The sequence below is a fragment of the Paenibacillus sp. EKM211P genome (assembly GCF_011066175.1).
In the GTDB taxonomy this organism is placed as follows: domain Bacteria; phylum Bacillota; class Bacilli; order Paenibacillales; family Paenibacillaceae; genus Paenibacillus; species Paenibacillus polymyxa.
Genome location: NZ_JAAMNS010000004.1, coordinates 261,044 through 286,164, shown reverse-complemented (window position 1 = coordinate 286,164; position 25,121 = coordinate 261,044). Strand labels below are relative to the sequence as shown.

Annotated in this window: 26 protein-coding genes and 1 riboswitch; of the genes, 2 read left to right on the top strand and 24 right to left on the bottom strand. The window is 46.5% G+C overall.

Features of this window, described 5'->3' with window-relative positions; translation table 11 throughout:
* Positions 1-182: 182 nt before the first annotated feature.
* Positions 183-1,775, top strand: coding sequence for a phosphoglycerate dehydrogenase (serA, locus tag G9G57_RS09580; RefSeq protein WP_164964880.1), 1,593 nt, complete (start codon positions 183-185; stop codon positions 1,773-1,775).
* 204 nt (positions 1,776-1,979) lie between these two features.
* On the opposite strand, the gene G9G57_RS09575 is transcribed toward serA, so the two are convergent.
* From G9G57_RS09575 to G9G57_RS09550, 6 genes are all read right to left on the bottom strand, one after another.
* The gene (locus tag G9G57_RS09575; RefSeq protein WP_164964879.1) at positions 1,980-3,434 is read right to left on the bottom strand and encodes an ATP-binding protein; all 1,455 of its coding nucleotides are present in this window, start codon (positions 3,432-3,434) and stop codon (positions 1,980-1,982) included.
* 1 nt (position 3,435) lies between these two features.
* On the bottom strand, positions 3,436-4,152 hold the full coding sequence (locus G9G57_RS09570; RefSeq protein WP_013371713.1) for a response regulator transcription factor: 717 nt from the start codon (positions 4,150-4,152) through the stop codon (positions 3,436-3,438).
* 109 nt (positions 4,153-4,261) lie between these two features.
* Positions 4,262-5,020, bottom strand: a complete 759-nt coding sequence (locus tag G9G57_RS09565) for a pseudouridine synthase (protein ID WP_013371714.1) — start codon at positions 5,018-5,020, stop codon at positions 4,262-4,264.
* A gap of 78 nt (positions 5,021-5,098) precedes the next feature.
* The gene (locus tag G9G57_RS09560) at positions 5,099-5,629 is read right to left on the bottom strand and encodes a spore maturation protein (RefSeq protein WP_014599983.1); all 531 of its coding nucleotides are present in this window, start codon (positions 5,627-5,629) and stop codon (positions 5,099-5,101) included.
* A 7-nt stretch (positions 5,630-5,636) separates the two neighbouring features.
* Positions 5,637-6,380, bottom strand: a complete 744-nt coding sequence (locus tag G9G57_RS09555) for a nucleoside recognition domain-containing protein (protein WP_044785216.1) — start codon at positions 6,378-6,380, stop codon at positions 5,637-5,639.
* A 63-nt stretch (positions 6,381-6,443) separates the two neighbouring features.
* A complete protein-coding gene (locus G9G57_RS09550) occupies positions 6,444-7,706 on the bottom strand; it encodes a D-alanyl-D-alanine carboxypeptidase family protein (protein ID WP_102999121.1) in 1,263 nt (420 codons plus the stop codon).
* 212 nt (positions 7,707-7,918) lie between these two features.
* Between G9G57_RS09550 and G9G57_RS09545 the strand changes: the two genes are divergently transcribed.
* A complete protein-coding gene (locus G9G57_RS09545; protein ID WP_044785218.1) occupies positions 7,919-8,641 on the top strand; it encodes a hypothetical protein in 723 nt (240 codons plus the stop codon).
* 91 nt (positions 8,642-8,732) lie between these two features.
* Here the strand turns inward: G9G57_RS09545 and ytfJ are convergent, their stop codons facing one another.
* The 18 genes from ytfJ to spoIIAA all read right to left on the bottom strand — a co-directional run bounded on the left by ytfJ (position 8,733) and on the right by spoIIAA (position 25,061).
* Positions 8,733-9,221 (bottom strand): GerW family sporulation protein, encoded by a 489-nt coding sequence (gene ytfJ, locus G9G57_RS09540; RefSeq protein WP_016822238.1) that lies wholly within the window; start codon positions 9,219-9,221, stop codon positions 8,733-8,735.
* Between the two features lie 98 nt (positions 9,222-9,319).
* Entirely contained in the window at positions 9,320-10,033 is a 714-nt protein-coding gene (locus G9G57_RS09535; RefSeq protein ID WP_102999122.1) for a DUF2953 domain-containing protein, read from the bottom strand.
* Positions 10,034-10,175: 142 nt separating this feature from the next.
* Positions 10,176-10,784: an SMC-Scp complex subunit ScpB gene (gene scpB, locus G9G57_RS09530; protein ID WP_019687880.1), complete on the bottom strand. Its 609-nt coding sequence runs from the start codon at positions 10,782-10,784 to the stop codon at positions 10,176-10,178.
* Positions 10,753-11,547 (bottom strand): segregation and condensation protein A, encoded by a 795-nt coding sequence (locus G9G57_RS09525; protein WP_017427525.1) that lies wholly within the window; start codon positions 11,545-11,547, stop codon positions 10,753-10,755. Before G9G57_RS09525 ends, scpB begins: the two co-directional genes overlap by 32 nt.
* Before the next feature lie 173 nt (positions 11,548-11,720).
* On the bottom strand, positions 11,721-12,185 hold the full coding sequence (gene ribH / locus G9G57_RS09520; protein ID WP_025366264.1) for a 6,7-dimethyl-8-ribityllumazine synthase: 465 nt from the start codon (positions 12,183-12,185) through the stop codon (positions 11,721-11,723).
* A 29-nt stretch (positions 12,186-12,214) separates the two neighbouring features.
* Entirely contained in the window at positions 12,215-12,898 is a 684-nt protein-coding gene (gene ribB, locus G9G57_RS09515; RefSeq protein ID WP_016822243.1) for a 3,4-dihydroxy-2-butanone-4-phosphate synthase, read from the bottom strand.
* A 74-nt stretch (positions 12,899-12,972) separates the two neighbouring features.
* A complete protein-coding gene (gene ribE, locus G9G57_RS09510) occupies positions 12,973-13,638 on the bottom strand; it encodes a riboflavin synthase (protein ID WP_016822244.1) in 666 nt (221 codons plus the stop codon).
* 330 nt (positions 13,639-13,968) lie between these two features.
* Positions 13,969-14,141, bottom strand: a riboswitch (FMN riboswitch).
* Between the two features lie 68 nt (positions 14,142-14,209).
* On the bottom strand, positions 14,210-14,677 hold the full coding sequence (locus G9G57_RS09505; protein WP_016822245.1) for an IDEAL domain-containing protein: 468 nt from the start codon (positions 14,675-14,677) through the stop codon (positions 14,210-14,212).
* Between the two features lie 219 nt (positions 14,678-14,896).
* Positions 14,897-17,185 (bottom strand): thiamine pyrophosphate-dependent enzyme, encoded by a 2,289-nt coding sequence (locus G9G57_RS09500; protein ID WP_016822246.1) that lies wholly within the window; start codon positions 17,183-17,185, stop codon positions 14,897-14,899.
* Positions 17,185-18,198 carry a 2-oxoacid:acceptor oxidoreductase family protein gene (locus tag G9G57_RS09495; RefSeq protein WP_016822248.1) on the bottom strand — a complete coding sequence of 338 codons (1,014 nt, stop codon included), beginning with the start codon at positions 18,196-18,198 and terminating at the stop codon, positions 17,185-17,187. The genes G9G57_RS09500 and G9G57_RS09495 overlap by 1 nt, the downstream gene beginning before the upstream one ends.
* Positions 18,199-18,453: 255 nt before the next feature.
* Complete coding sequence (locus tag G9G57_RS09490; RefSeq protein WP_013310775.1) at positions 18,454-18,888, bottom strand: peptidylprolyl isomerase; 435 nt, start codon at positions 18,886-18,888, stop codon at positions 18,454-18,456.
* 162 nt (positions 18,889-19,050) lie between these two features.
* Positions 19,051-20,418, bottom strand: coding sequence for a diaminopimelate decarboxylase (lysA, locus tag G9G57_RS09485; protein ID WP_016822250.1), 1,368 nt, complete (start codon positions 20,416-20,418; stop codon positions 19,051-19,053).
* Positions 20,419-20,528: 110 nt separating this feature from the next.
* Complete coding sequence (locus G9G57_RS09480; RefSeq protein WP_016822251.1) at positions 20,529-22,223, bottom strand: spore germination protein; 1,695 nt, start codon at positions 22,221-22,223, stop codon at positions 20,529-20,531.
* Between the two features lie 26 nt (positions 22,224-22,249).
* Positions 22,250-22,672, bottom strand: coding sequence for a stage V sporulation protein AB (locus G9G57_RS09475; protein WP_016822252.1), 423 nt, complete (start codon positions 22,670-22,672; stop codon positions 22,250-22,252).
* Positions 22,669-23,310 (bottom strand): stage V sporulation protein AA, encoded by a 642-nt coding sequence (locus G9G57_RS09470; protein ID WP_164964878.1) that lies wholly within the window; start codon positions 23,308-23,310, stop codon positions 22,669-22,671. Before G9G57_RS09470 ends, G9G57_RS09475 begins: the two co-directional genes overlap by 4 nt.
* A gap of 178 nt (positions 23,311-23,488) precedes the next feature.
* A complete protein-coding gene (sigF, locus tag G9G57_RS09465) occupies positions 23,489-24,244 on the bottom strand; it encodes an RNA polymerase sporulation sigma factor SigF (RefSeq protein WP_013371734.1) in 756 nt (251 codons plus the stop codon).
* Positions 24,245-24,255: 11 nt separating this feature from the next.
* Positions 24,256-24,711 carry an anti-sigma F factor gene (gene spoIIAB / locus G9G57_RS09460; protein ID WP_013310781.1) on the bottom strand — a complete coding sequence of 152 codons (456 nt, stop codon included), beginning with the start codon at positions 24,709-24,711 and terminating at the stop codon, positions 24,256-24,258.
* The gene (spoIIAA, locus tag G9G57_RS09455) at positions 24,708-25,061 is read right to left on the bottom strand and encodes an anti-sigma F factor antagonist (RefSeq protein WP_016822255.1); all 354 of its coding nucleotides are present in this window, start codon (positions 25,059-25,061) and stop codon (positions 24,708-24,710) included. Before spoIIAA ends, spoIIAB begins: the two co-directional genes overlap by 4 nt.
* Positions 25,062-25,121: the final 60 nt, after the last annotated feature.

Genomic DNA, 25,121 nt, shown 5'->3' with positions numbered 1-25,121 from the left:
AGTTTGGTGCAAAATACTATTTTATTCCTTTTCTGCGTCAATGCGTTATCACACTAGTATTTAGACCGCTCTCCTGTACTTTTTAGAAGCATTTCAAGTTTTTTTCATGTTCTTTATGGAATGTATTTCAGTTCGAAGTACATCCTGTCCATAAAAGAAGTTAACTTTGAGGAGGAAACCAAATGTTTAAAGTGTTAGTATCCGATCCAATCAGTGACCTGGGCATTCAGCAGCTGATGGATGCAGACGATGTCACGGTGGACAAGAACACAGGTCTCAGTGAGGATGAATTGGTTCAAATTATTGGTGACTATGACGCATTACTCGTCCGAAGCCAAACCCGGGTAACCGAACGCATCATGGCGGCAGGTAAAAACCTCAAGGTTGTCGGACGTGCCGGGGTCGGCGTGGACAACATCGACCTTGAAGCAGCAACACAACGCGGGATTATCGTTATTAATGCTCCTGACGGCAATACAATTACGACATGTGAACACACTTTTGCCATGATGATGGCACTGGCTCGCCATATTCCACAGGCTTACGCTAAAACCATCGGTGGTACATGGGATCGTAAAACATTCCTCGGTGTCGAACTACGTAACAAAACACTTGGAGTTCTCGGCATGGGACGTATCGGCAGTGAGGTGGCTAAACGCGCCAAAGCATTTGGCATGAGCATCCTTGGTTATGATCCGTTTCTGACTGAAGAACGCGCTGAGAAGCTGGGCATCAAGCTAGCCAGCGTGGACGAAATTATCCGCAATGCAGATTTCATGACCGTACACACGCCATTAACACCAGAAACCAAGCATATGATTGCTCGTCCGCAGTTTGAAGTGATGAAAAAAGGAATGCGCATCATCAACTGTGCCCGAGGCGGAGTTATCGATGAAACGGCTCTTGTTGAAGCCATCGATGAAGGTATCGTTGCCGGTGCAGCCTTTGACGTATTCGAGTCGGAACCACCAGCACCGGATCATCCGTTCCTGAGCCATCCAAAAATTATCGTTACACCACATCTGGGTGCATCGACCGTCGAAGCTCAGGAGAACGTGGCGATCGACGTGTCTGAGCAGGTGCTGCATATTTTACGTGATGAGCCGTTTAAAAATGCGGTCAACATGCCTCCAGTACCATCCAATGTCATGACGCAATTGCAGCCATATTTCTCGCTTGGAGAGAAGCTGGGCAGCTTTGCCGCCCAGATCACCAATCAGGCTGTACGTGAAATTCAGGTAGATTATGCTGGCGATTTGTCTTCTGTGGATACACAGCCGCTCACACGTTATATTTTGAAAGGTGTACTTAGCCGTCATCTGGGCAGCGATGTGAACATCGTGAACTCTGTGCATCTTGCCAAAACACGTGACGTCCATCTCATCGTCTCTCAGGCGCCTGCCACCAAGGGCTTCACTAACCTGATTACCGTTACGCTCAAAACACAAAGCGGCGAAGAACAACGTGTTTCCGGCACCCTGCTAGCAGGCTATGGTGAACGTATTGTTCGATTGAACCAGTTCCCGGTAGATGTGGCACCGGAGGCTCATTTCCTGCTTATCTCACACAATGATAAACCCGGCATTATCGGCCGTGTCGGCACCTTGCTTGGGGAGAACAGCGTCAACATTGCTTCTATGCAAGTAGGTCGTAAAATTGTTGGCGGTGAAGCCATCATGATCCTGACCGTTGACAAAGCTGTGCCTAAAGACGTGCTGATTCAACTCGTAGGCTTACCAGAACTGAATACTGCCCAAGAAGTAGTACTGGATTAGTTCCAGTCAGTGTTGAAAAATTCCTTGGTTTTATTTATAAAGAGAGGCGCCGGCTACCGAGGCGCCTTTTCTTATACCCTTATCTAACATAGAAGCATCCATCTTGAAACAGAATGTTCCACGTTGAACAAGATAAATGTTGATTTTTCAACAAAAAGCACCCTCTTCCGAGGATGCCTGCAAACTGGGATATATGAGCCGTCGTTATAAGCTTGTTACAGAGCTCAGCCTTGTTTTATTGGAGATCGGCAACAAAATAGTAAATTCCGTCCCTTCTCCCAGTACGCTAGAAGCTGAGACAGAGCCTCCGTGAGCCTCTACGATGTTTCTAACAATAGCAAGCCCCAGCCCAGTCCCTTTGTCTTCACCACGTACTCTCGCTTTGTCTGCCTTGTAGAAGCGGTCAAAAATATAAGGTAGATCCTCACTGGCAATGCCCACACCTTCATCCTTAATCCGAATGCGGATTAACTCATTCCGTTCTCCCAGAATTTGATCCGCCGCAATGGTAACTTTTTTCCCAGAGGGCGTATGTCTGAACGCATTATCCAGTAAATTGGTCAACACCTGCTCCAGTCTGTCTTCATCTGCCTCAGGCAACACTAAGCGTTGACCTGGCTCATAATAATCGAGTGTTAGTCCTCGTTCCTTGGAACGAACCGTAAATTTCCGGTGAACACGCTCGATCAGTTCATTCACATCCACTTCCTGACGGTACATATCTGTATGACCTGCCTCCATTCGGGCCAAGTCGAGCAGATCCTTGACTAACCTTCCCATACGTAATGATTCATCATGGATGACCTGTACTAGCTCCTCGGACTCTTCCGGTGAACCTGCCATGCCGTCCAGCAAAGCCTCACTGTATCCCTGCATCATAGATAAGGGTGTACGGATTTCATGGGATACGTTGGCTACAAAATCACTGCGCATCTTCTCAAGTTTTACTTCTTCCGTAATATCTCTAAGTACAGCTACTGCACCACGAATAGCGTTATCTGTATACAGCGGCGCCATTTGCACTGACCACGAGCCTTTCTTGACATGGATGTAGTCTCCGACATCCTCGCCTCTGTCCATAACCGTATGGAACAAAGGCAGCAAAGGCTCAGGCACAGAAGCTCCGAATTCCTCCAGATCACGTTCCTGCCACTCCAGCTTTTTCCAAATATCCAGCAAACTTTGTGCAGGCGGATTCGTCAAGATGATTTGTCCACTTCTGTCGAAGGTAATTACGGCATCAGACATACTTCGCAGTACACTGGATAAATGGTTTTTCTCCTCATTCAGACTGCGGATCGTCGCTTCCAGTTCCGTAGACATATGGTTAAAAGTTTTCGCCAGCTCTCCAATCTCATCGCTGGTCACCAGCGAAAGCCGAGTATCATACCTTCCCTCACGGATGGCATTCGCCGCCTGAATCAACAGCTGCATAGGCTGTGTGATTTTAGTAAAAAGAAATAGAGCAAAAAAGGTCGTCAATAAAAATCCGACGATACATGTATAGGTGAATAAATGCTTGATTTCCGTCGATTCATGCGCCGCAAAATTTCTATTGATATATGGCAATAAAAAAAGCCCCAGAAAAATAAGCACAGAACCAACAAGACAAATGATGGTGATCCACAGCTTACCTACCAGCGATCTCCAGAAGTTCACGTTATTTTGGAACCTCCAGCTTATAACCTACGCCCCATACGGTCGTAATCATAGCCGCTGCCTCTGGCGATACCTTATTCAGCTTTTCACGAAGCCGTTTCACATGCGTATCCACAGTGCGGAGATCACCAAAGAATTCGTAATTCCAAACATCTTTCAGCAGTTCTTCGCGTGAGAAGACTTTATCTGGCGACACCGCCAAATAATGCAATAGCTCGTACTCTTTAGGCGTTAGACTGATTTCAATTCCGCCTGCAGTTACCCGGTGGGCATCATGCTCAATAATAAGATTTGGAAAAACAATACTATTGCTTGGCACAGCCTCTTTCGTTAAAAAAGCCGTCTCCGACGATCGTCTTAAAATTGCCTTTACCCGGTAAATGACCTCTCGCGGGCTGAAGGGCTTGACCACATAATCATCAGCTCCAACTTCGAAGCCTTGCACGCGGTTCACTTCCTCACCTTTGGCTGTCAGCATAATCACAGGCGTAGATTTGGTTTGACGTAGACGTGTACACACTTCAATCCCGTCCATACCCGGAAGCATCACATCGAGCAAAATAATACTGTAATCGCTTGCAGTCGCTTTTTGGAGAGCAATCTCACCATCCTCAGCTTCTTCAATTTCGTATCCTTCTTTTTCCAGATACATCCGCAGAAGGCGGCGAATGCGTTCTTCATCATCTACAATTAATATGCGGTTGCTTTGTTCTGACATATTCCCAGCCCCTTCGCTAAAAAAAGCATTCTCTCTATTTTACTATTTTCCCGTGCTTGGTCAAACTTTACTCTCATCCAACAGCCTCTTTACACCAAAAAGGCCGGGGTTATGACCCCCGTCCTGTCCGTTTCTTTTTCGTGTTGTCTGATTTGGCAAGTTGAATGAGACGGTTGATTTCGTCCTTGGTTAGGGGTCTGGTGAGACCACGCTTCAAGTTTTGCAGCAATAGATCCCCAAAGGCAATCCGCTTGAGTCTGATAACTGGGTGCGAAATGGCCTCAAACATCCGTCTTACCTGGCGATTTCTGCCTTCATAAATGGTAATCTGGATCACAGATTCCTTACCGTCCGGATCTACATCCTTATATTCTACCTCGGCCGGTGCAGTAATGCCATCCTCCAGCACGATTCCTTTTTTCAGCTTATCCAGCTCAGTACCGTGCGGAACGCCTTTGACTGTAGCCACATACGTCTTCGGCACATGATGCTTGGGATGGGTGAGCAGATTGGCGAACTCTCCGTCATTGGTAAGCAACAGCAACCCTTCGGTGTCGTAATCGAGACGTCCGACCGGATATACGCGTTCCTTGACGCCTTTCAGATAGTCAGACACAATTTTGCGACCTTCCGGATCGGAAGCGCTTGTAATGACCCCTTTGGGTTTGTTCATCATCAAATAGATTTTTTTCTCAGTTTTGATCGGGCGTCCCTTTACTGTAATCATATCTTGATCAGGGTCTGCTTTCGTTCCCAGCTCAGTTACGGTAACCCCGTTAACTTCCACACTGCCCGCCTGAATAAGCTCCTCACATTTACGTCTGGAAGCTACACCGGCTTGGGCCAATATTTTCTGCAATCTTTCCATGTTCGCTAATTCACCTCATGCTAATGATACCCATCCATGAGCAAAATCACAACCCCCGTTCAAAAAACGATGCAAAATTCAAAATACAAGCAAACAAATGGCAATAGCCGCCACAAAACCAACCACATCTGAAAATAGTCCCACTTTCAAGGCATATCGTCCATTGCGGATACCTACCGCACCAAAGTATACAGTTAATACATACAGCGTCGTATCTGTGCTGCCCTGAATCGTTGAAGCAATCCGACCGATCATGGAATCGGGACCATAAGTGCGAATTAAATCCGTCGTGAACGCGAGTGAACCCGTGCCCGTCAATGGACGGAGCAAACCTAAAGGCAGCACCTCGCCAGGTACGCCCCAGTTTTTAATCCACGGGGTTACCCAGGATATTACATAGTCCAAAGCGCCGGATGCTCGAAAAATGCTAATCGCCACCATCATGCCTACAAGATGAGGAATAATGCTGATGGCGGTAGAAAAGCCGTCTTTGGCTCCATCTACAAAAGAATCGTAGACAGGGACCTTTTTGGCATATGCATATAAAGGAATAAAAGCGAGAATAACCGGGATGGCCCAAGTCGAAACGAGGTTAATAAAATTCAGCATGCCTCCCTCATCCTTTCCAAGTGGTGTCCCTGCCCTTAGTAGCTGTGATTCCCGTTCGCGGTACGGCAGGTGAAGATACGGGCGGTACATGTGAAGAAACTACAGATGTTGGTGCAGGCGAGGTACGTGGCGCCAAGGAAGTCTGGGACGGCGGATTCGCTGGAGGACGGCGACGCAATTCTCGACTACGATACCAACGATCCGCCGCAATGGCGGCAAAGGTAGCTATTGCAGTCGCCACCAGTGTCGTTCCGACGATTTCAGCCGGGTGTGCGGAGTGAAAATTTAGCCGAATGGCGATCAACGTTGTTGGAATAAGCGTAATGCTGGCTGTATTCAGCGCGAGCAGCGTACACATGGCGGGTGTAGCGGTTTGCTTATCAGGATTGAGTGTTTGTAACTCTTGCATCGCCTTGATCCCCATTGGTGTTGCTGCATTCCCCAGTCCGAGTAGATTGGCGCTCATATTGGACAAAATGTAGCCCATAGCGGGATGATTACGAGGAACATCAGGAAAGAGAAAGGCGACCAAAGGAGAAAGCAGCTTAGATATTTTCTGTAAGAGCCCACCGTCTTCAGCCAGCCGCATCATACCCATCCAGAATACCAGCACACTTATCAGTCCAAAGCATACTGTAACACCCGTAGTTGCCCCGTCAAAAGCTGCCTTCGTCACCACCTCTATATTTCCCTGTGCGGCTGCAAATACAAATCCTATACAAATCAAAGCCACCCATATGAGATGAATCATGACTGATTCCCCCTTTTCCCAATGATGTGACACCGCAGCTTTATAACATCAAGCCTACTTGCCTTATGCTCCGAACAGATTTTCAAGAATTTCATTCCATTTGCTCGTCCAACCTCGTTGTTGAGTATGGTTTGCAGGAACTTGTGCAGTCGGAGCCTCCTGCTGTGGCTGCACAATAGTTTGAGCAGGCAGCTTACTACCTTTTTCATATACAGGAACGGAACCGATCAATTTACCTTCCAGTAAAAATTCGATCCGTCCTCGTAAACCAAAAGACACGTCAGCTCTATCTGCCGAAGCGGAATTTTTAAACAATACCAGTCTTTTGTGCAATTGAGTCTTCTCACCCTCATGTAAAGGATAAGAAAAACTCGCACCTGTCAAGAGGGGGTAACCCTCAATAGGCTGCTGCTTGTCCGTAATCGGAATGAGGGGATAATAGCGGAAGCCGTAATCAAGCATACGGGCATGATCATTCCAATCGTCCCCGTCATTCAAGGTAACAGCAGCCAGCTGACGCCCCTCACGTGTGGCCGAGCTGACTAGACAGCGAAACGCTTTTTTAGTAAAGCCTGTTTTTACACCGTCAGCTCCCTCATACAGCCGCAGCATTTTGTTTTTATTATGCCATGAGTAGTCCCAGGAATCGTTGGGGTTCGGTGCTTTTTTCAGTTCTGTTTTTACGATACGGGCAAAAGTTGGATTATGCAGCGCATAAGCGGTGAGCCGGGCCATATCGTTGGCTGAGGAATAATGTCCGTCGGCATCCAGCCCATGAGGATTAGCAAAATGTGTATGGTTTAGCCCAAGCTGAACCGCTTTGTCATTCATTAAATGGACAAATCCCTCTTCTGTTCCACCCACATGCTCGGCAATGGCAGAAGCTGCATCATTACCAGAACGGAGCATTAAGCCATACAGCATATTTTCCAGCGTCATTTGTTCACCCATCTGCAAAAAAAGCGATGATCCTTCTTTGGCATACGCCGTTGAACTCACCTTTACTCGGTCCTGCAAGCGTCCATGTTCAATGGCTACAATCGCGGTCATAATTTTGGTTAGGCTAGCTATACGGAGCTCCCGGTCACCTTCGGCTGAATATATGATCCGTCCTGAAGTGACATCAATTAAAGAAGCAGCCTGGGCATGAGTTCCTAACGTGGGCGGTGTTGCTTCTGTTCTCATTGCTCCCAGAACAGGCTGTGGACTCAGCAATGTAAGCGGCAATGACAAAATAAGCATAAGCGCTAGGGGCAAAACAAATGCGCGTGCCTTATTCTTATAATAGATGTGGTCCGCATGGATATGTTGTTTTTTTTTAAACATTTGGATTCCTCCGGTTTTGAGCAAGTCTTGTACCATTCTATGTCCAAGCTGTTCAAAGTATGTCCACCTTTATAACAGAAAATTCCTTATACAGGACAGTCATTAGCCGCTCCTGTTTTGCTTTCTTTCTACGTTAACCAAGCAACTTGCAATCCTGAACACATATAATATTAGTTACTAACGTTAAATATGAAATCGAGGGGGGGTACAACATGCAGCGATTACAGTTTGAAATGATTTTAAGATCGCGGATTGTAGAGTCCGCACAAGCATTACATCAAAGTGGTGTATCCTTTGCCACTTTTGCTACCGCGCGTTGCAACCCGCAATTTTGGGAGTTAACGGAAAAAGGCGGTTTTCGGATCAAAGCAGGCGTCACTCCGGCGCAGGGGATCAGAGATATCTTTATAAATGGTCAACAATACGCTTTTGAATGTGCAACAGCAATGGTTATTGTGTTGTACAAAGGAGTACTGGATTCCATTCTGGAAAGTGAGTTTAATCAGATTTTTGCAGATATGCTGTTGTATGATTGGCAATATGACAGTGATCTCAGGCTTATACAACAGCAAGGCAGCCATAAAGCAGTACCTGGGGACATCCTGTATTTCAACAATCCAGATGTGTCGTCCGATTCATTGGAATGGAAGGGAGAAAATGTCGTCAAATTGAAGGAAGATTCATTCTATGGCCATGGGATTGGCATCTTGCCAGCTCAAGGTATTATTGATTCTCTTAATCGACATCGTCGCCCCGATGCCACGGTATCTGCTTATTTGACAAATGAAGTGATCTACCCAGACTTCGTTTACCTATCACAGTTCGCACCCGAAGAAAACCGAGAAAATGAACTATCAGTGAATACATTTTATTACCAAGAATTCAGTCACTGTATACATGCTGTCATTGGCGGAAGGCAGTATATTCAGGAATAGGGCTGAGTGCATACTAAAAAGAAGGTATTCCTAGGCCATTCTTTGGCTTGGGGATACCTTCTTAAGAGGACACTTTTAATTTCAATAACTTTTACAAGTAAGCCGGTCCAGATTGACTTTGATCCGTATTAGCATTTGCAGGTACCTGTGGAGGTGGAGTCTGCATGTTGCTGCCTGAATTCTGGAAGATAGACTGAACCTTATCGATCAGGTATGGTGTGGAGTCGATGATTTTCTCAAACAGATGCGTTTGATTGTCCAATGGAACGATTTGTGCTCCCTGTTTGCCGACAACTAGAAAGGCAATGGGATGTATAGATACACCACCACCGCTACCGCCACCAAAAGGATGTACTTCCTTCCCACTATGATTACCCGATGAGGAAGTATGAAGCGACTCTTCATCTACGTTAAAATCACTTCCGCCGGCTGCGAAGCCAAATCCTACCTTACTGATTGGCAAAATAACGGAACCATCGGGTGTTTCCACTGCGTCTCCCACAATCGTATTGACGTCCACCATGGCCTTGATGTTCTCCATCGCGGTTTGCATGAGCCCTTGAATCGGATGATCTGACATGTTTTATTCCTCCTCTGCTTATCTCAAGCGTAGACTGCTTTTCTTTCGCTATTGTGCGCAAAGGTTCAGGAAATATGTATGTCAATCCTCCACACTGTTTATTCTTTACTGTTGGCTTGATGATTCTCGGGAGCTTTGGAAATAACCCGCTTCCATGCCTCTAGGCCTCCCGGAACGCGCCATATGCGGAAAGCTAATCTGAGCATGGAAAAGATTAAATAACCGAACGATATTTTTGCTTCACAATTCAAAATGGTAGTAAAACGTAGCCGGTCCACCCAATAAGGCACCACAAACACCTTTGGGGTACATTCCATGCGCACAATGCTGGAGGCAAAACCGATCAAGCTCGTTTTTAATCCCCACAACATACCAGTTGAGGTCGCTGTATAAGCTGCATCAGCCAGACTAATATTGGTAGACCACTCCATTTTCGACACTGTTACATGGGCCAATGTATGTCTCAGCCATCGCTGTAAGGATTGTGTACCCTTGAGCAAAACCCGTATATCATGTATAAATTGCTTGATTTTTTCGGTGTCAATATTTCCGCTATCCACAGAAGCATCCGTTTTATGTATATTTTTATTGCGGTCAAGCCGATAGAGAAGCCCTTTTTTCAAACCTGTAATGAGAATGGCTGGAATATCGTAATCCATTTTGATCAACCCGTATAGAAATCTGATCTCTAAATGCGCCCGATCATCATTGTCATGCTTGGCAATTTCCAGCTTCAATCGAATACGAGAGAGCAGAATAGCCAGTACAATGAATATAACGATGATGATGGCGATACTGATCCATTTCCACACTGGCGAGTCCTCCCTACCTTTTTGCTATAGAATATCATGGCAAAAATAGTATGACCTTTCAGCGGGAAATCATGCATCTTAAAATGCCAAACAGCCAGCCCTCAACGACGTAAGGACTGGCTGTCTTTTGAATTTTTTGAATTTAAGATTCCGGATCCGAATCGTTCTCCGTAGGCTGGCTACTCTCCAGACGCTCGAACAATAGCTGTGTCTCTTCTTCTAAATTGTCTGAATCCTCGAACTGCTCCGGTTGCGGTAGATCTTCAAGAGAGCCTAGACCGAAATAATCCAAAAATGATTTCGTCGTTCCGTACAATATTGGTCGTCCGATGGCCTCAGCTCGACCTTTCTCTTCAATGAGCTCCTTGTTGACCAGTGTATGTATGGCCCGCTCGGATTTGACACCTCGAATCTCTTCGATTTCAACTCTTGTAATGGGCTGGCGGTAGGCCACAATGGCCAGTGTCTCCAAAGCAGCTTGAGACAATGAGGCACGTGCCGGAGAGTAGGCGAGCTTTTCAAAATAAGGTGCATGTTCGGATAAAGTTGCAAGCTGATAATGACCAGCAATACGGACAAGCTGCAGGCCTCTTCCTCCTTGCTCCATATCCTGTTTCATATCCTCCAGACACTTTTCAACCAGCTCTTGCTGCTGTTCTACAATGTCGGCGATCTGCTTGGTGGACAACCCTTCCTCTCCCGCGAGAAACAGCAGCCCCTCAATAATTGATTTCAGCTTCAGATAATCCATTAACCCGTAAATCCCCTCTCCACTCCATTACAATATCATCGAAAAGCTTCTCCTGATAACAGAAGATTTGCTTCATTTTCATCAATTCAAGGATAGCCAAAAAGGTTACAACCACCTCATGCCGATACATATCCTCATGCATCAGCTTGGAGAACAGCAGCCGTCCTCCATTCCCCACCTTCTCTAACGCCCCGATAACTTGCCGGATACGGTCCTTGACTGAAATTTCGTCCCGATGAACACGGGTTACCGTCGTACGTCGTTCAGCTTTGCGCAATGCACGCTGAAAGGCCGCGACCAAATCGCTCGCATGCAGCCCATGCACCGGATTTGCGGGTTCGGTTGGCAGGAATGCGCTCAAATCTTCCGGCTCCTTGCCATAAATCAGACTACGTTCCCACTCCCGTTCGCTCAGATGGCGAGCAATCCCTTTGTATTTACGATACTCCACCAGCTTGCGAACCAGTTCCTCGCGTGGATCATAGTCTTCTTCTTCATAAAAATCCAAATCGTCATATTCCATCACAGGTGGCTTGGGAAGCAACAATTTACTCTTAATGGATAAGAGCGTCGCCGCCATCACTAGAAACTCGCTTGTAATGTCCAGCTCCAGCTCCTGCATACTGTGCAAAAAAGCCATGTACTGATCAGTAATATCGCTAATCGGGATATCCTGAATGTCGATCTCGGCTTTATCAATCAGATGCAACAGTAGATCCAGCGGACCCTCGAATGTTTCCAGCTTGTAATTTACGACTGTCAATGTGCTTCCCCCTGCCTTACTCCAATCATCATTCAACAATACCTTTCCCCATTAGCACTTATGCTCTACGTTATCAATCCCTCTTTCTGTAGTATATACGTCATCGCCTTGCTTAACAATCTAATCCCTTTTCCACTTTGCAGTTTATGCCGTTCTTTCAGCCATTTATATCATTAGAACTGCTTACCGAGATTGGCCATTTCAATCGCAGCCAGCGCAGAATCCCAACCTTTATTACCAGCCTTTGTACCTGCCCGTTCTATGGCCTGCTCAATATTTTCCGTAGTCACTACACCAAAAATAATAGGGACACCCGTTTTCAGACTGCTTGCCGCCACACCCTTGGCCACTTCATTGCAGACGATATCATAGTGTGAAGTAGAACCACGGATAACCGTGCCAAGCGTAATGACAGCATCATACTTTCCACTTGCGGCCATTTTTTGTGCGATAAGCGAGATTTCAAATGCACCCGGCACCCACGCTACATCAATTTCATCTTCCTGTGCACCATGTCGTTGAAGTGCATCAAGTGCACCGCTCAACAGTTTGCTTGTAATAAATTCATTAAATCTGCCCACCACAATACCATACTTTAAACCATTCGATACGAGATTACCTTCCAGAAAACGTGCCATGCTTATCAACCTCTCTTTTTTTGAATTATTTACAATGACAAACGACGACGGTAGTCGATTAAATGCTGAATGCTAATCAGCTTCAATTGATGTCGCTTGGCGATCACGACCAAATCAGGTAAGCGGGCCATCGAACCATCTTCCTTTATAATTTCGCAAATGACCCCGGCAGGCTTAAAGCCGCTGAGTCGGGCCAGATCGACAGCCGCTTCAGTATGACCGGCACGCTGCAAGACCCCACCATCGCGAGCAATTAGCGGGAACATGTGACCAGGTTTGCGAAAATCGCTGCCCGTGATTGCTTCGTCGGCTAAGGCACGAACAGTCAAAGAGCGCTCGGCCGCTGAAATCCCCGTTGTTGTCTTCATATGATCTACCGATACCGTAAAGGCGGTACCGTGAAAATCTGTGTTTTGCTCTACCATAGGATGCAATTCCAATGCCTTGGCTCGGTGCTGTGTGATCGGCACACAGACCAATCCGCGACCTTCTGTAATCATGAAATTGATCACCTCGGGCGATGCTTTTTCAGCCAAAGCGATAAAGTCGCCTTCATTTTCCCGCTGTTCATCATCCACTACAATAACGACTTTGCCGTTCTTTAAATCCTCCAATGCTTCTTCGATGGAATCCAATCGAATCTCTTCGTCGTGGTGCAACTCATCCTGCTCCATGATGTTTGTCGTTGCACTTGTTTGGATGCCTCTATCCATAACCCTCTCCTCCTTATGTCTTGTGTCACGAATGCTCCTGAACCAATTTTTCTATTATTCTGTAACAGGCTGTATCAGGCAAAGCCGTGTTTCGCCAAATAGTCCAAACTAAGTGGGGCTTGATCGGCTCTCTCCATCGACGCTGAACCTCTGTAATGTAAAAGTTGCTCCACATATTTGCCCAATATATCGCATTCAATATTCACGGTATCTCCCTCACGTTTGGCTTGTAAGGCCGTTTCGGCTAAGGTGTGGGGGATAATAGATACAGCAAAGCTATTTCTCGTCCGCTGCGCGACTGTGAGGCTGATACCATCAATTGTAATTGACCCTTTGAGAAGAACATATTTAAATAATGCTTGATCAGAAGGCTCAACTTCGAACACTACCGCATTCTGCTCTGATGTCACTCCGCGAATCGTACCCGTCCCGTCCACATGTCCCTGTACGATATGTCCTCCGAATCTTCCACTCGCCGCCATCGCCCGCTCCAAATTGACTCGACTGCCGGATCTGAGTTCCCTTAGATTACTGCTGCGAAAAGTCTCAGGCATCACATCAACCTTAAAATCTTTAGTACCAATCTGTATTGCCGTCAGGCAAACACCATTCACCGAGACACTGTCGCCTATTTTCAAATCGTCCAATACCACAGAACCCGAAATACCCAGCACCATCGCTTCACCACTTTTGGAAATACTTTGAATGCGACCCACTTCCTCGACCAATCCGGTAAACATGCTTTCACTCCTTTCCACTACATTTCAGTTTATCCCTAATTCATCAGCTGTAAGCGCAAATAACCCCCAGTCAGGATTCAATCCGTCATGGGGGTGATGAGAGTCACATATGTAGTATACAAGCGCAGTTCATACATGTATTAAAATGACATGAAATCATAGGTCTGCCAAAAGAAAGCATGATGACAATACAGCCAATTACGCTCAGAACACTATCGAAAAGAAAGCTTAATAAAAGCTGTCGTCCGATGCTGTCCTACAACGAAATAAGCCGTACGTACTTTTACGTATGCTAAAAATTGGCACATGTCACGTCATGCACATGCGCTTCGTATCCTTCTCCCATCCAGACTATACTGTCGGTCCCGGAATTGCACCAGGTCCACCTTCTGCTGATTGTTCAGCATCCGGGTCACGGACTAAGCCATGCTGTGTTCGCAGAAGCGATTCACAAACATGTCATCACCGCCGGTGGGGAATTTCGCCCCGCCCCGAAGGATCTTGCTCTTATTTAATTGAATTAACATTAAACTTGTTACGTATATTAGCACCGACTTCTAAAAAAAGCAAGTTATCTAATCGAAGCCCCTGCTTTGCTTTTGACATATTGAGTGGAGAGTTCCTCAAACCAGGTTTTATCATTCATATGAAGCGCCAGGTCAATCAGATCGGCCAGTTCGTCGACTCCAAGCTGCGTATCATGATCAAAGGTAATGACAGCTGAAGCAACAGGTCCTCGCTCTCCCTCAGAACATGCTTCATAATCCAGTCTTACATCCACATGCCCATCAATAAACTCGCATTTTAGAAAATAAATAATTTCACACATTAAAATAGGGCGCACTTGTGTTTCTAACACGCAATCCATCACCTTGGCAGAATAATGCTGGTTCGTCAGCGTGAATTTGTGTTCTGTTGCCGCCAGCGATGCCCGTCCAAAATCATCCGTAAACTTGAGTTCCACTGGCGTGATGTTCATAACCTTGGGGATTTGCTTCTTTATAATTTCAATTATTTCAACTGTGTTCAGCTTAATCATTACCTGCACCTCATTGCATCTTAAAATTCAGAAGAAGACTTTATAACATACCTTCTATAGGCCTCCACTCCTATATCGGAAATCATTACCTGTTTTTTTATGCTTCAACCCATAAACGCAAAAAAAGATTCCTGGCGCAGCAAGCGCTAGGAATCTCAATCGAACCGGTGCCGAAACAGCGGCTAACAATGTTACACGATTATTATGCAAAAAACAGAATTATAACTCCGAAATTTCATGTTTCTTTTTCAGGATAGTCCAGCGACGCTCAATCTCCTGCTCAAAGGTAGCCAGCGTTGCTTCCTCTTTGAGAAGATGCTTCGTTTTACCCATTAATTTTAGCCATTCTGCGGCTGGAATCCGTTTTCCCTTGTCTTCCGGATTGTACGTAATCGTCGTGCTCCCTTGTTCGATTTCGTACAAAGGAAAGAAGCAAGACTCGACTGCGGCGCCCACGATGCTAGTACCCAATCTGTCTTCGGATTTCCAGTTGAGTGGGCAGGCGCACAAAATTTTACCATATGCCGTACCCACGTTGTTGGCGTACCATTGAGCCTTGGCGGCTTTGCGCAGCATATCCTGCGGATGACTTTCGGCTGCTGTAAAGGCATACGGGATGTTACAGGCGGCCATAATTTGCACAGTATCCTTATGATGCCCTTGTTTCCCTTTTTGCATTTTCCCTACACCCGACGTACTCGTCATATGCCCCATTGGAGTGGAGTACGATTGCTGAGAGCCTGTATTCATGTATCCCTCGTTATCATATTCCAGCATGATCAGTTTATGGTTACGCAGAGCCGCACCAATCGCAGAACCCATACCAATATCCATCCCGCCGTCACCACTGATCATGATAAAGGTCGGATCATCCGACATCTCAATTTCATTACGTCGCTTCATCTCCATGTAAGCTTCCAGCGCTCCTGAAAGGGTAGCGGCCCCGTTTTGAAAAAGATTATGGATCATCGGTTGCTTGTGTGATGTGTATGGGTACCCTGTCGTCACCACATATACGCAGCCAGTCTGGAACAGTACAACAATGTCGCCTTCAATCCCTTTAAAAAACAGTTCTAGTGCAGACAAGGCTCCACAACCAGGACAAGCCCCATGACCCGGAGTAAGACGGCGTGGTTTGGTTGTTAACGAACGCAGAGGTGGTACCTTGACTTTGAGCTTCCCGGTCGCCTCATCCGGCGTAACCTGAATCAGACCCGTACGGTATGCATTGCCACGTGGTGGCTGCATGACTTGCGGCATCACCTTGTCCGCTGAACCCGGATTAATCCCGTAATAATCAAAGGGCTTCTCCGCTCGTCCAGCCTCTACCGCCTCAATCGCAAGCTGGAAGAACGCCTCTGCATCTTCCGCATAAAAATCCTTTCCTCCCAAGCCAAAGATACGGCTCAATACGAGGGTTTGATTCAGTGGGTCCTCCTGCAACGCCGCCTTAATTTCGTGCGTCAAATTACCGCCATCTGATCCGTACGAATCTGCACGTTCACCCACCAACAACGCCTTGACATGGCGCAACGCCTCCCGCAGTTGTGCGGCTGGGAACGGCCGGATAATATTCGGACGAATCACACCAGCTTTAATGCCACGCGCACGGAGTTGATCCGCCACATCCTTGGCCGATTCAGCCGCCGAATTCAGCAGAAATACCGCAACCTCAGCATCCTCCATATGATACAGGTCCAAAATCGGATATTCCCGACCGGATAAAGCAGCATATTCTGCTGCTACCTGCTCATATACTCCTTCTGAAAGCTTCAACGCTTCGGACAGTTGAACGTGATTATTCGTCAGGTCATCACCGTTCATATGCGCACCCACAGTGACAGGATGATCAAAATCCGTAATATTCGGATAATTCAGGTTCGGATTGGGGCCTACAAAATCGCGCACGGTCTCTGCATCGGCAAAATATTGCACTTTACGTTTTTGATGAGATGTATAAAAACCGTCGTATGCGACCATTACAGGCAACCGTACATCGCTATGCTCTGCGATTTTGAGGGCCATGATGTTCATATCATACACAGCCTGTGGCGTACTTGCCGTCAAAATGACCCAGCCTGTATTCAAACCATAATACAGGTCCGAATGATCCCCCCGAATATCCAAGGGACCACTGACAGCTCTTGTCACCAGGTTCATAACCATAGGGAAACGGGTACCTGACTGAACAGGCAACTGCTCCAGCATGTACAGGAAACCTTGCGAACTGGTGGCGTTCACAACCCGCGCTCCAGCTGCCGCAGCTCCATAACAAATCCCTGCCGATCCGTGTTCTCCATCGGCTGCAACCAGTTTAATATTATGCTGACCACGCGTTTTCATTTGATCCAGATACTGCGCTACCTCGGTCGATGGAGTGATCGGGAAATATCCCATCATATGATAATTGATCTGCGCAGCCGCCGTAGCTGCCATTTCATTACCGGATTCGAACGTTGTCACTTGTGCGGCGCCCGTCTGTTTGAGTTCCTCCTCCAGTTTTGCCATTACGCACGCCCTCCTTCATATACCGGAAATTGGTGGGCAACACGATGCTGCTCCGCCCAGCCCCATTGCTCGCGACGCGAGCTTAACGCCCCCGATGGGCAAATATCTACACATTTCAGACATCCTTTGCAATACTGGTAATCAATCCCTTGCAAAAACGGCATCATTCTTCCGCGTTTGTCTGCTTGCTCTTCCCATACAAAACAGTAATCCGGGCAGATCGAATCACACTTGGCACAATGGGTACATTTATCAGCTTCATATTCAGGCACATAACCCTGACGTGAACCACTAACATCTTTCGTCATGCTGTTGCCCTGAGTTGCAATAACGCCCCCCAGCAATTGAGTTTCGTACCCTAGCAAAGGCTGCGGACGTTCAAAAACCCGATCCTGCGCATCAGCAGTAACCGGATATACATGTAGTTGCATTTCTTCAAAACCACGATTAAACGTACGCAGATTAGGTTCCACTAATTGTGGATTTTTCTTTTCAAAGGTACTGCGAATAACCGATCTCATTGCTTCCGGGTCCAGGAAATCACAGACACGGAACAAGGCACCTAGCATGGACGTATTTAGTTTGGTCCGCTCTTCCAGTGCGATCCCCATTGCATCGACCACTGCTAATGTACCAGATACCAGTCCCAAATCAGCCCGTATTTCTTCTGCCGGACGTGTGGAATTGACCACTACAATCCCATCCGCTGGCAGTCCGCTGATCACATTTACCGTTTTGTATAATGTTTCATGGAAAATGCCTACCACATGCGGTTGCTCAATCGGACTGTGATCCCGAATATCCACCTCCGGCTCACAAAAGCGAACAAAGCTTTTAACCGGGCTTCCCTTCTTTTCCGAACCATAGGATGAGAAATTTGAAGCATTCAGCCCTAGACCAAGCACCCCGGTTTCGGCTAACATTTTGCCAGCCAGATTAGCGCCGAGTCCACCAATGGATTCCAGCCGGATTTCAAAAAATCCGAGTCGATTTGTGCGCGTTAAAATAGACAATGTGATAAGCCCCCTTCTTTTCCAACTCTTACTGAGCTTGAATACTCATATAAAATAAATGGAAAATGCATTCTTATGAAAAGGCTATCACAACACTTACTTTTCGAATGTGATCTTACGCACTGTAATACCTACGTGATTGTAAAAATCAGCAAACCGTCAAACAAAAGACAACAAAAGCCGCCCTGTCCAAAGACAGAACGGCTTAAGTACAACACTATTTAAAGAAATTTAAATCATGCATGTAATGGTAAATTACACGTCAAATACTTTAACCTCTTTCATTTTGTCGCCTTGTTTTACAGCATCAATGAATTCCATACCTTTGGTTACTTTACCAAATACAGTATGTACTCCATCTAAATGCGGCTGTGGAGCGTAGCAAATAAAGAATTGGCTGCCACCTGTGTTGCGACCTGCATGAGCCATGGACAGAACGCCTTTGGCATGCTTGGTTGTATTCGTAGCTGTTTCACAGTCAATGGTGTAGCCAGGACCGCCTGTACCATTACCGATCGGACAACCACCTTGAGCAACAAAGCCCGGGATGACGCGGTGGAAGCTCAATCCGTTGTAGTAACCGCTGTTTGCCAGCTTTTCAAAGTTAGCAACGGTGTTTGGAGCTTCTTCTGGGAAAAAGTCAATTTCGACGATACCGCCGTTTTCAAGATCTATTCTACCTTTTTTCATTGTTTGTATCTCCTTTTCAACCTGTTTTGAGAACTAAATAACATCAAGTTCCAGTTTACTATGAATTGGCGCGCTTAGCAAAGCCTTGTCCAAAAAAAGGGGCCATTGTCCCCGGTTTATGATTACCGACGCAATGGCCTGCTTGATTTTAGAATTCCACAATCAGGACGAAACCGTAATCTTGGCATTGGGCTGAACCACTGAGCTGGCTTGATCACGAACCAAGCGCTGTGGCAAAACATCGTTGCGAACAATATCCTCGTAGGTTTCCCGACGCACTACCAGCTCAGCCTCACCGTTGTTAACAAATACAACTGCTGGTCGGCGTATCCGGTTATAATTGCTCGCCATGGAGTAATTATAAGCTCCGGTTGAGGCTACAGCGAGCAAGTCTCCGCTATTCGGGCGAGGCAGTTCTACATCCCAAATAAGCATATCGCCGCTTTCACAGCATTTGCCTGCAATAGACACTGTTTCTTCGTTCGCATCTTGTGCTCGATTAGCCAGCATCGCTTCATACTTGGCCTGATACAGTGCAGGACGTGGATTATCTGTCATTCCGCCGTCTACGGAAACATATTTACGAACCTGCGGAATATCCTTGATGCTTCCTACCGTATACAAGGTTGTACCTGAATCACCTACAATACTTCGTCCCGGCTCAATCCAAATTTCTGGAAGCTCATCGTAAAGTCCAGAAAAATGAGTTTTCACCGCTTCGCCGATAGCCTGTACATAGGTGGATAGTTTCAGCGGTGTGTCCTCCTCTGTATAACGGATGCCAAATCCACCACCAAGATTAATCACCTTGAAGGAAAACTGAAGCTGCTCCTTAATCTCTCTGCAAAAAGCTGCGACCCGCTCGGCAGCCATTTGGAAGCCATTGACTTCGAAGATTTGCGAACCGATATGAGAATGTACTCCCAGCAGATTAAGATGATCCAGCTTGATAGCCTGTTCCACCGCTTGACGGGCTGTACCATTCGCAATGTCAAAGCCAAATTTTGAATCTTCTTGACCTGTGGCCATATATTCATGCGTATGCGCTTCAACCCCCGGCGTAACCCGCAGTAAAATATTGACCTGTTGTCCTTTTTCAGAGGCGAGAGCCTGTAACAAATGCAATTCCATCTTGCTATCAACGACGAAGCAGCCAATGTGCGCCTCTAACGCCATTTCAATTTCTTCCGGCGTCTTGTTATTGCCATGAAAATGGATTCGTTCTGCCGGGAATCCTGCTTGCAGCGCTGTGAACAGCTCTCCGCTGGAAACAACGTCAAGCGACATTCCTTCTTCAGCAGCTAAAGCGCACATGGCCATAACACAAAATGCTTTGCTTGCATAAGCCACTTGAAACTTTAAACCGGTCTCACGAAATGCTTCTATAAATTCCCGGCAACGCCGGCGGACTAACTGTTCGTCTACAATATATAGCGGCGTGCCAAAACGCTCTTTCAAAAGCGTGGTATCACATCCACCAATCTCCAAATGTCCATTGCTGTTAATTTTACTGCTTCCATGCAAATACATGTTCTGGCGCCTCTCTTTCTGGAACAAGCTAGTCATATTCCATCGAATGTTTACACCAGTATAGCAAAAAAAACATCAAGAACAATGGATTTTTATGCAGATCATTTATATTAATGCTCCTGTCCATTGCCTGAGTTCGAATCTGTGTTGGCATCCGTATGGGGCATACGCGTATTGTCCCTCGTTTTATTAAATGACGGGCGGTTAGGCGCATCAAGCACAGGCATACGGAACAAGATGGAAGCTAACGCTTTAGCATTAAAAGGAATGAACGGCCACAAATACGAAGAATTATATGACCGATGCAGCGTCAGCATCAAAATGATCAGTGTCGTGCCGACGACAAAGCCTGGTACGTGAAAAATAGCAACAGCAACCAGCAGGAATAGTCGAATCAGTCTATTCGCCAGTCCCAACTCATAGCTCGGTGTTGCGAACATCCCTATGGCAGCAACAGCCATGTACAAGACGACCTCATTTACGAATAGTCCCGTTTGAACTGCTATATCGCCAACCAGAATGGCTGCGATCAAACCCATAGCGGAAGCCAGTGGTGTCGGGGTATGCACAGCTGCCATTCGCATAAGATCGACCCCTAGTTCCACAATGATAAATTGGGCAATCAGCGGAAGGTGAGCTTCCTTCTGAGGACCAATAAAATCGAGAAACGCCGGTTTTAACTCGGGATTGATGACCATTAGCAGCCACATCGGAAGCAGAAACATTGAGGCGAATATGCCTAAAAAACGCACCCAGCGTAAATAGCTACCCATAAAAGCGGTTTGCCGATTCTCTTCTGCATGCTGGCACAGGTCAAAAAAAGTGGTAGGCAAAATCATTACGCTGGGTGAGGTATCAACGAAAATAACTAGCCTTCCTTCCATAATATGCGAAGCCACAACATCTGGTCGCTCTGAATATCGTACTAATGGATATGGATTCCAACCTTTATTGATAATTGTCTCCTCTAATTGCTTATCGGCCAGAGGAATACCATCCAGATTAACATTTTTAATTTTGTCTCGTACCGTATCCACCATGACCTTATCCACAATATCATCAATGTAGCCTAAGCATACATCTGTTCGGGTTCGGCGTCCGACCTGCATAGCCTCAAATTTAAGTCCGGGGTCTCGCAAACGCCGACGCACTAAACCTACATTCGTAAGCATCGTTTCCGTAAAACCATCGCGTGCACCGCGCACGACTCTCTCCAAGGAAGGTTCTTCTGGACTCCGTACCGGGTAATTACGAGTATCCAGAATAACAGAAAAACGCTCGCCTTCCATGAAGAGAGCACTCATTCCCGTCAACACCTTGTTTATGACGACGGACATCTTATCCGTCTTCTCCACCTGTATATGTGGAATAAAATTTTCAAAATACGCTTGGAGTCCAGCTGAAGTCATGTCATCCGGCGTCAGATAGGTAAGCCGCTTTAGCACCTCAAGCATGATCTGATCCTTGGCAAAGGTATTCAGGAACAGATACCCAATATGGCGGCCACCTGTTGTCATTTCCCTGAACACAACATCAAAGGTCTCTCCCAAACCCAATACCATTTTAAGAGTTTCACGATTTTCCTTCATCTTTGGAGAAATATCATCCTCAACCTGCCAATAACGAATGGATTCCTCTACATTATCAGAACGCTCGCTTTCTTTTTTGTGCTTAAGACGAGCGGCTTCCTGCTCCTGCTTTTGCTTCCAGGAGCCCGAACTTTCCCCATCAGTCTTATTTTCCCTTCCTATTGCTCCGTCTCCATGATAATGCTCCTGCTGATCCTGATCCGTTCTGTGATCCATATCTCTTGCCCCCTTCTTCTTCGCTATTAACGGTTGTATACAAACCAATCAAATAAGGAACCCGTTACCTTGCCAAGCACCATTGCCATTAACAGACCGAACATGTATACAGTCATATGGAGTCGCTTGGCCAGTATGGGCAGGAGATTCAGCACCTCTGTCAGAGCCGCGGCGAGCAAGCCAATAAACACTCCGCAAAATAGCCCGGGTATCCATGTAAACATGCCCGGTAATGGCAAGCAAATGTTCCAAAAATCGGCCACGGTTCCCACCACTGAACCTAAAATCATCGCCTTTTCGTATGCACGTGATTTTTTATACGTCCGGGTGAGTTGTGCTAATCGCGGCATGATATCCAGCACAATAAAAAAAGCAATCACACCGCTACCTACCGCCAGCCCCCCAGCGATACCCAAAATAATCTGAAGTGCAGCCTGTACAAATATCATGGTTTCTTATCCTTTGTCTGCAAACGAGCCATCTTTTCATACTCCTCTGCCACAACATACTGATCCACATTTTCCTGATACAGATACATTTCCACCTCCAGGGGGGTCGGCTCCTCATTCCATTTTTTCTTGAACAAGTGATTAAAAAATACGATCATGCCAAAGCCGATGCCGATCGAGTAAGCAATTTGGAACAAGTACGGATGCTCATCCTTTTGTCCCGTAATCATCTCCACAATCCGAACCTGTACCTCCATCATGCTAACGTCAGCATGAAAGTTCATAATCGTCAGCGCAGAGCCAAAAAACAGCAGCAACCATACTAACACGAACAGTATTTTGGATGGCTTACGGGGTCTTTCCACGAGTTCCACAAGTACATGCGGTTTCCCGAGAGATTCAACTATGACTCCCGGAATATGATCTCTAATTTTTGATATGATCTGTAGCATGTCCACCAGTATCAGGTTACCGTCCTGCTTCTGCGGCCGCTTGAGAACAAGCTCAAGCAGATCCTTTTCCCATTCGGGCTCCGTCAGCAGGTGGGCTACATCGCCCAAATGTAAATCCTGCCCTTGGATCATACGCACACGGCTGCGGAGCCGCAAGTAGACAATAGGAGCCGGACTATGATTCATCCGATTCCCTCCTTATCCTCGTAATTACCGATTAGTATGGGGCGAAGCAAGCAAACCTATTCTGTGTATTGTCTTTTGTCACACGCAAAAAAGAGTACTCCTGGCCATTAAAATGGCTTTGGAATACTCTTTAGAATGCGTTAGTATAAGGATTTCACTCACTAAAATCCTGTCTTCATTATTGGGCAATCTGATCGCGGATCAGTTGTAAAATCTTTTTTTCCAATCGTGATACCTGCACCTGAGAAATGCCAAGACGACTTGCAACCTCTGACTGAGTCTGATCCCGGTAATAACGCAGGTACACAATCAATCGCTCCCGTTCAGATAATCCGTCAATGGCCTCATTCAGCGCCAGCTTGTCGAACCATCTTTCCTGCGATTCGTCGGCAATCTGATCCATAAGTGTAATCGGGTCTCCGTCATTTTCAAACACTGTTTCGTGAATCGAGGTAGGAGGCTTATTGGCCTCCTGCGCAAAAACAACATCCTCCGGTGTCACTCCCAGCTCATCAGCAACCTCCTTGACTGTAGGCAGGCGATTGAGCCGTTTGGACAGCTCGTCCTTCATTTTACGGACCTTATTGGCTGTTTCCTTCAAGGAACGGCTAACCTTGAGTGTACCATCGTCTCGAAGGAAGCGTTGAATCTCACCAATAATCATTGGTACTGCATATGTTGAAAATTTGACTTCGTAGCTGAGATCGAATTTATCCACCGATTTTAACAATCCGATGCAACCAATTTGAAAAAGATCGTCAGGTTCATACCCCCGGTTCATAAAGCGCTGCACGACAGACCAGACGAGCCGGATATTACTATTGACCAGTGTCTCACGAGCATCATTATCACCAGATTGACTCAGTGCAATAAGCCGCTTGACTTCTGTATCCTCCAAATAGCTGTGCGAAGTTTTTTTTCCTCCTGCTTCCATAGGATCAACTCCTAATTATATAAAGCTTTCTTGGATTCAATCCTTTTCTTCATCCGGACCGACGTGCCTCCGCCCGGCTCACTGACTGCTTCGAACTCATCCATGAAATTTTCCATAATCGTAAAGCCCATGCCGGAACGTTCCAATTCAGGCTTGGACGTATAGAGAGGCTGCTTGGCTAGCTCCAGATCCTCAATTCCCCGTCCTGCGTCCTCAACGACCAACGTGATCACGTCCGCTTCAATTCCGACCTTAATCGTTACGACACCTGACGGATCACTGTCATAGCCGTGAATAATACTGTTTGTCACCGCTTCAGACACAACGGTCTTCAAATCGCTAAGCTCATCCATTGTGGGATCAAGCCTGGAAATGAAGGCTGCCACAGCCACGCGGGCAAATGCTTCATTTTCCGATTTTGCGGCAAACTGCAAGCTCATGAAATTATTCCCCGTGCCTTCTCTCATGACACAACCTCCAGTTCCGTGAGCGCATTTACCTCGTTGTCATAAATGGGCATGATTTTAAACAAGCCTGACATATCCAGCAGTCGATGTACCGGCGGATTGACATCACAGACTGCCATTTTCCCGCCCTTTTGCTTGATCAGTTTGTATCGTCCCAAGATAACGCCAAGGCCGGAACTATCCATAAACTGAAGATTCTTCAGACTGAGCACGATATGCTCGCATTGCCGGCGCTGAATCGCCTCATCCATTTGCATACGGACCATATCCGACGTATGGTGATCAAGTTCACCAGACAGCCTTACAATAAGTACTCCCCGGTGATGCTCCATTTCAATTTGCAGGTTCATGCTTACTCACTCTCCTCCCGGTCTTGGACAAGGATTTCTACGTAGTCGCAGACGATTCCT

Bases quoted from the DNA above. Each gene is read 5' to 3' on its own strand.
- G9G57_RS09565 (WP_013371714.1), bottom strand. From the start codon at position 5,020: ATGGAAAGATTGCAGAAAATATTGGCCCAAGCCGGTGTAGCTTCCAGA.
- ribB (WP_016822243.1), bottom strand. From the start codon at position 12,898: ATGGATAGAGGCATCCAAACAAGTGCAACGACAAACATCATGGAGCAG.
- spoIIAA (WP_016822255.1), bottom strand. From the start codon at position 25,061: ATGAACCTGCAAATTGAAATGGAGCATCACCGGGGAGTACTTATTGTA.
- ribE (WP_016822244.1), bottom strand. From the start codon at position 13,638: ATGTTTACCGGATTGGTCGAGGAAGTGGGTCGCATTCAAAGTATTTCC.
- G9G57_RS09475 (WP_016822252.1), bottom strand. From the start codon at position 22,672: ATGATATTTGTACAGGCTGCACTTCAGATTATTTTGGGTATCGCTGGG.
- serA (WP_164964880.1), top strand. From the start codon at position 183: ATGTTTAAAGTGTTAGTATCCGATCCAATCAGTGACCTGGGCATTCAG.
- ytfJ (WP_016822238.1), bottom strand. From the start codon at position 9,221: ATGTCAGATCATCCGATTCAAGGGCTCATGCAAACCGCGATGGAGAAC.
- G9G57_RS09470 (WP_164964878.1), bottom strand. From the start codon at position 23,310: ATGAATCATAGTCCGGCTCCTATTGTCTACTTGCGGCTCCGCAGCCGT.
- G9G57_RS09570 (WP_013371713.1), bottom strand. From the start codon at position 4,152: ATGTCAGAACAAAGCAACCGCATATTAATTGTAGATGATGAAGAACGC.
- ribH (WP_025366264.1), bottom strand. From the start codon at position 12,185: ATGGCACGTTTTCTGGAAGGTAATCTCGTATCGAATGGTTTAAAGTAT.
- G9G57_RS09480 (WP_016822251.1), bottom strand. From the start codon at position 22,223: ATGGATCACAGAACGGATCAGGATCAGCAGGAGCATTATCATGGAGAC.
- G9G57_RS09505 (WP_016822245.1), bottom strand. From the start codon at position 14,677: ATGATTAAGCTGAACACAGTTGAAATAATTGAAATTATAAAGAAGCAA.
- lysA (WP_016822250.1), bottom strand. From the start codon at position 20,418: ATGTATTTGCATGGAAGCAGTAAAATTAACAGCAATGGACATTTGGAG.
- G9G57_RS09560 (WP_014599983.1), bottom strand. From the start codon at position 5,629: ATGCTGAATTTTATTAACCTCGTTTCGACTTGGGCCATCCCGGTTATT.
- G9G57_RS09500 (WP_016822246.1), bottom strand. From the start codon at position 17,185: ATGGCAAAACTGGAGGAGGAACTCAAACAGACGGGCGCCGCACAAGTG.
- sigF (WP_013371734.1), bottom strand. From the start codon at position 24,244: ATGGAAGCAGGAGGAAAAAAAACTTCGCACAGCTATTTGGAGGATACA.
- G9G57_RS09550 (WP_102999121.1), bottom strand. From the start codon at position 7,706: ATGTTTAAAAAAAAACAACATATCCATGCGGACCACATCTATTATAAG.
- G9G57_RS09545 (WP_044785218.1), top strand. From the start codon at position 7,919: ATGCAGCGATTACAGTTTGAAATGATTTTAAGATCGCGGATTGTAGAG.
- G9G57_RS09555 (WP_044785216.1), bottom strand. From the start codon at position 6,380: ATGATTCATCTCATATGGGTGGCTTTGATTTGTATAGGATTTGTATTT.
- scpB (WP_019687880.1), bottom strand. From the start codon at position 10,784: ATGGATTATCTGAAGCTGAAATCAATTATTGAGGGGCTGCTGTTTCTC.
- G9G57_RS09490 (WP_013310775.1), bottom strand. From the start codon at position 18,888: ATGAAAAAAGGTAGAATAGATCTTGAAAACGGCGGTATCGTCGAAATT.
- spoIIAB (WP_013310781.1), bottom strand. From the start codon at position 24,711: ATGAGAGAAGGCACGGGGAATAATTTCATGAGCTTGCAGTTTGCCGCA.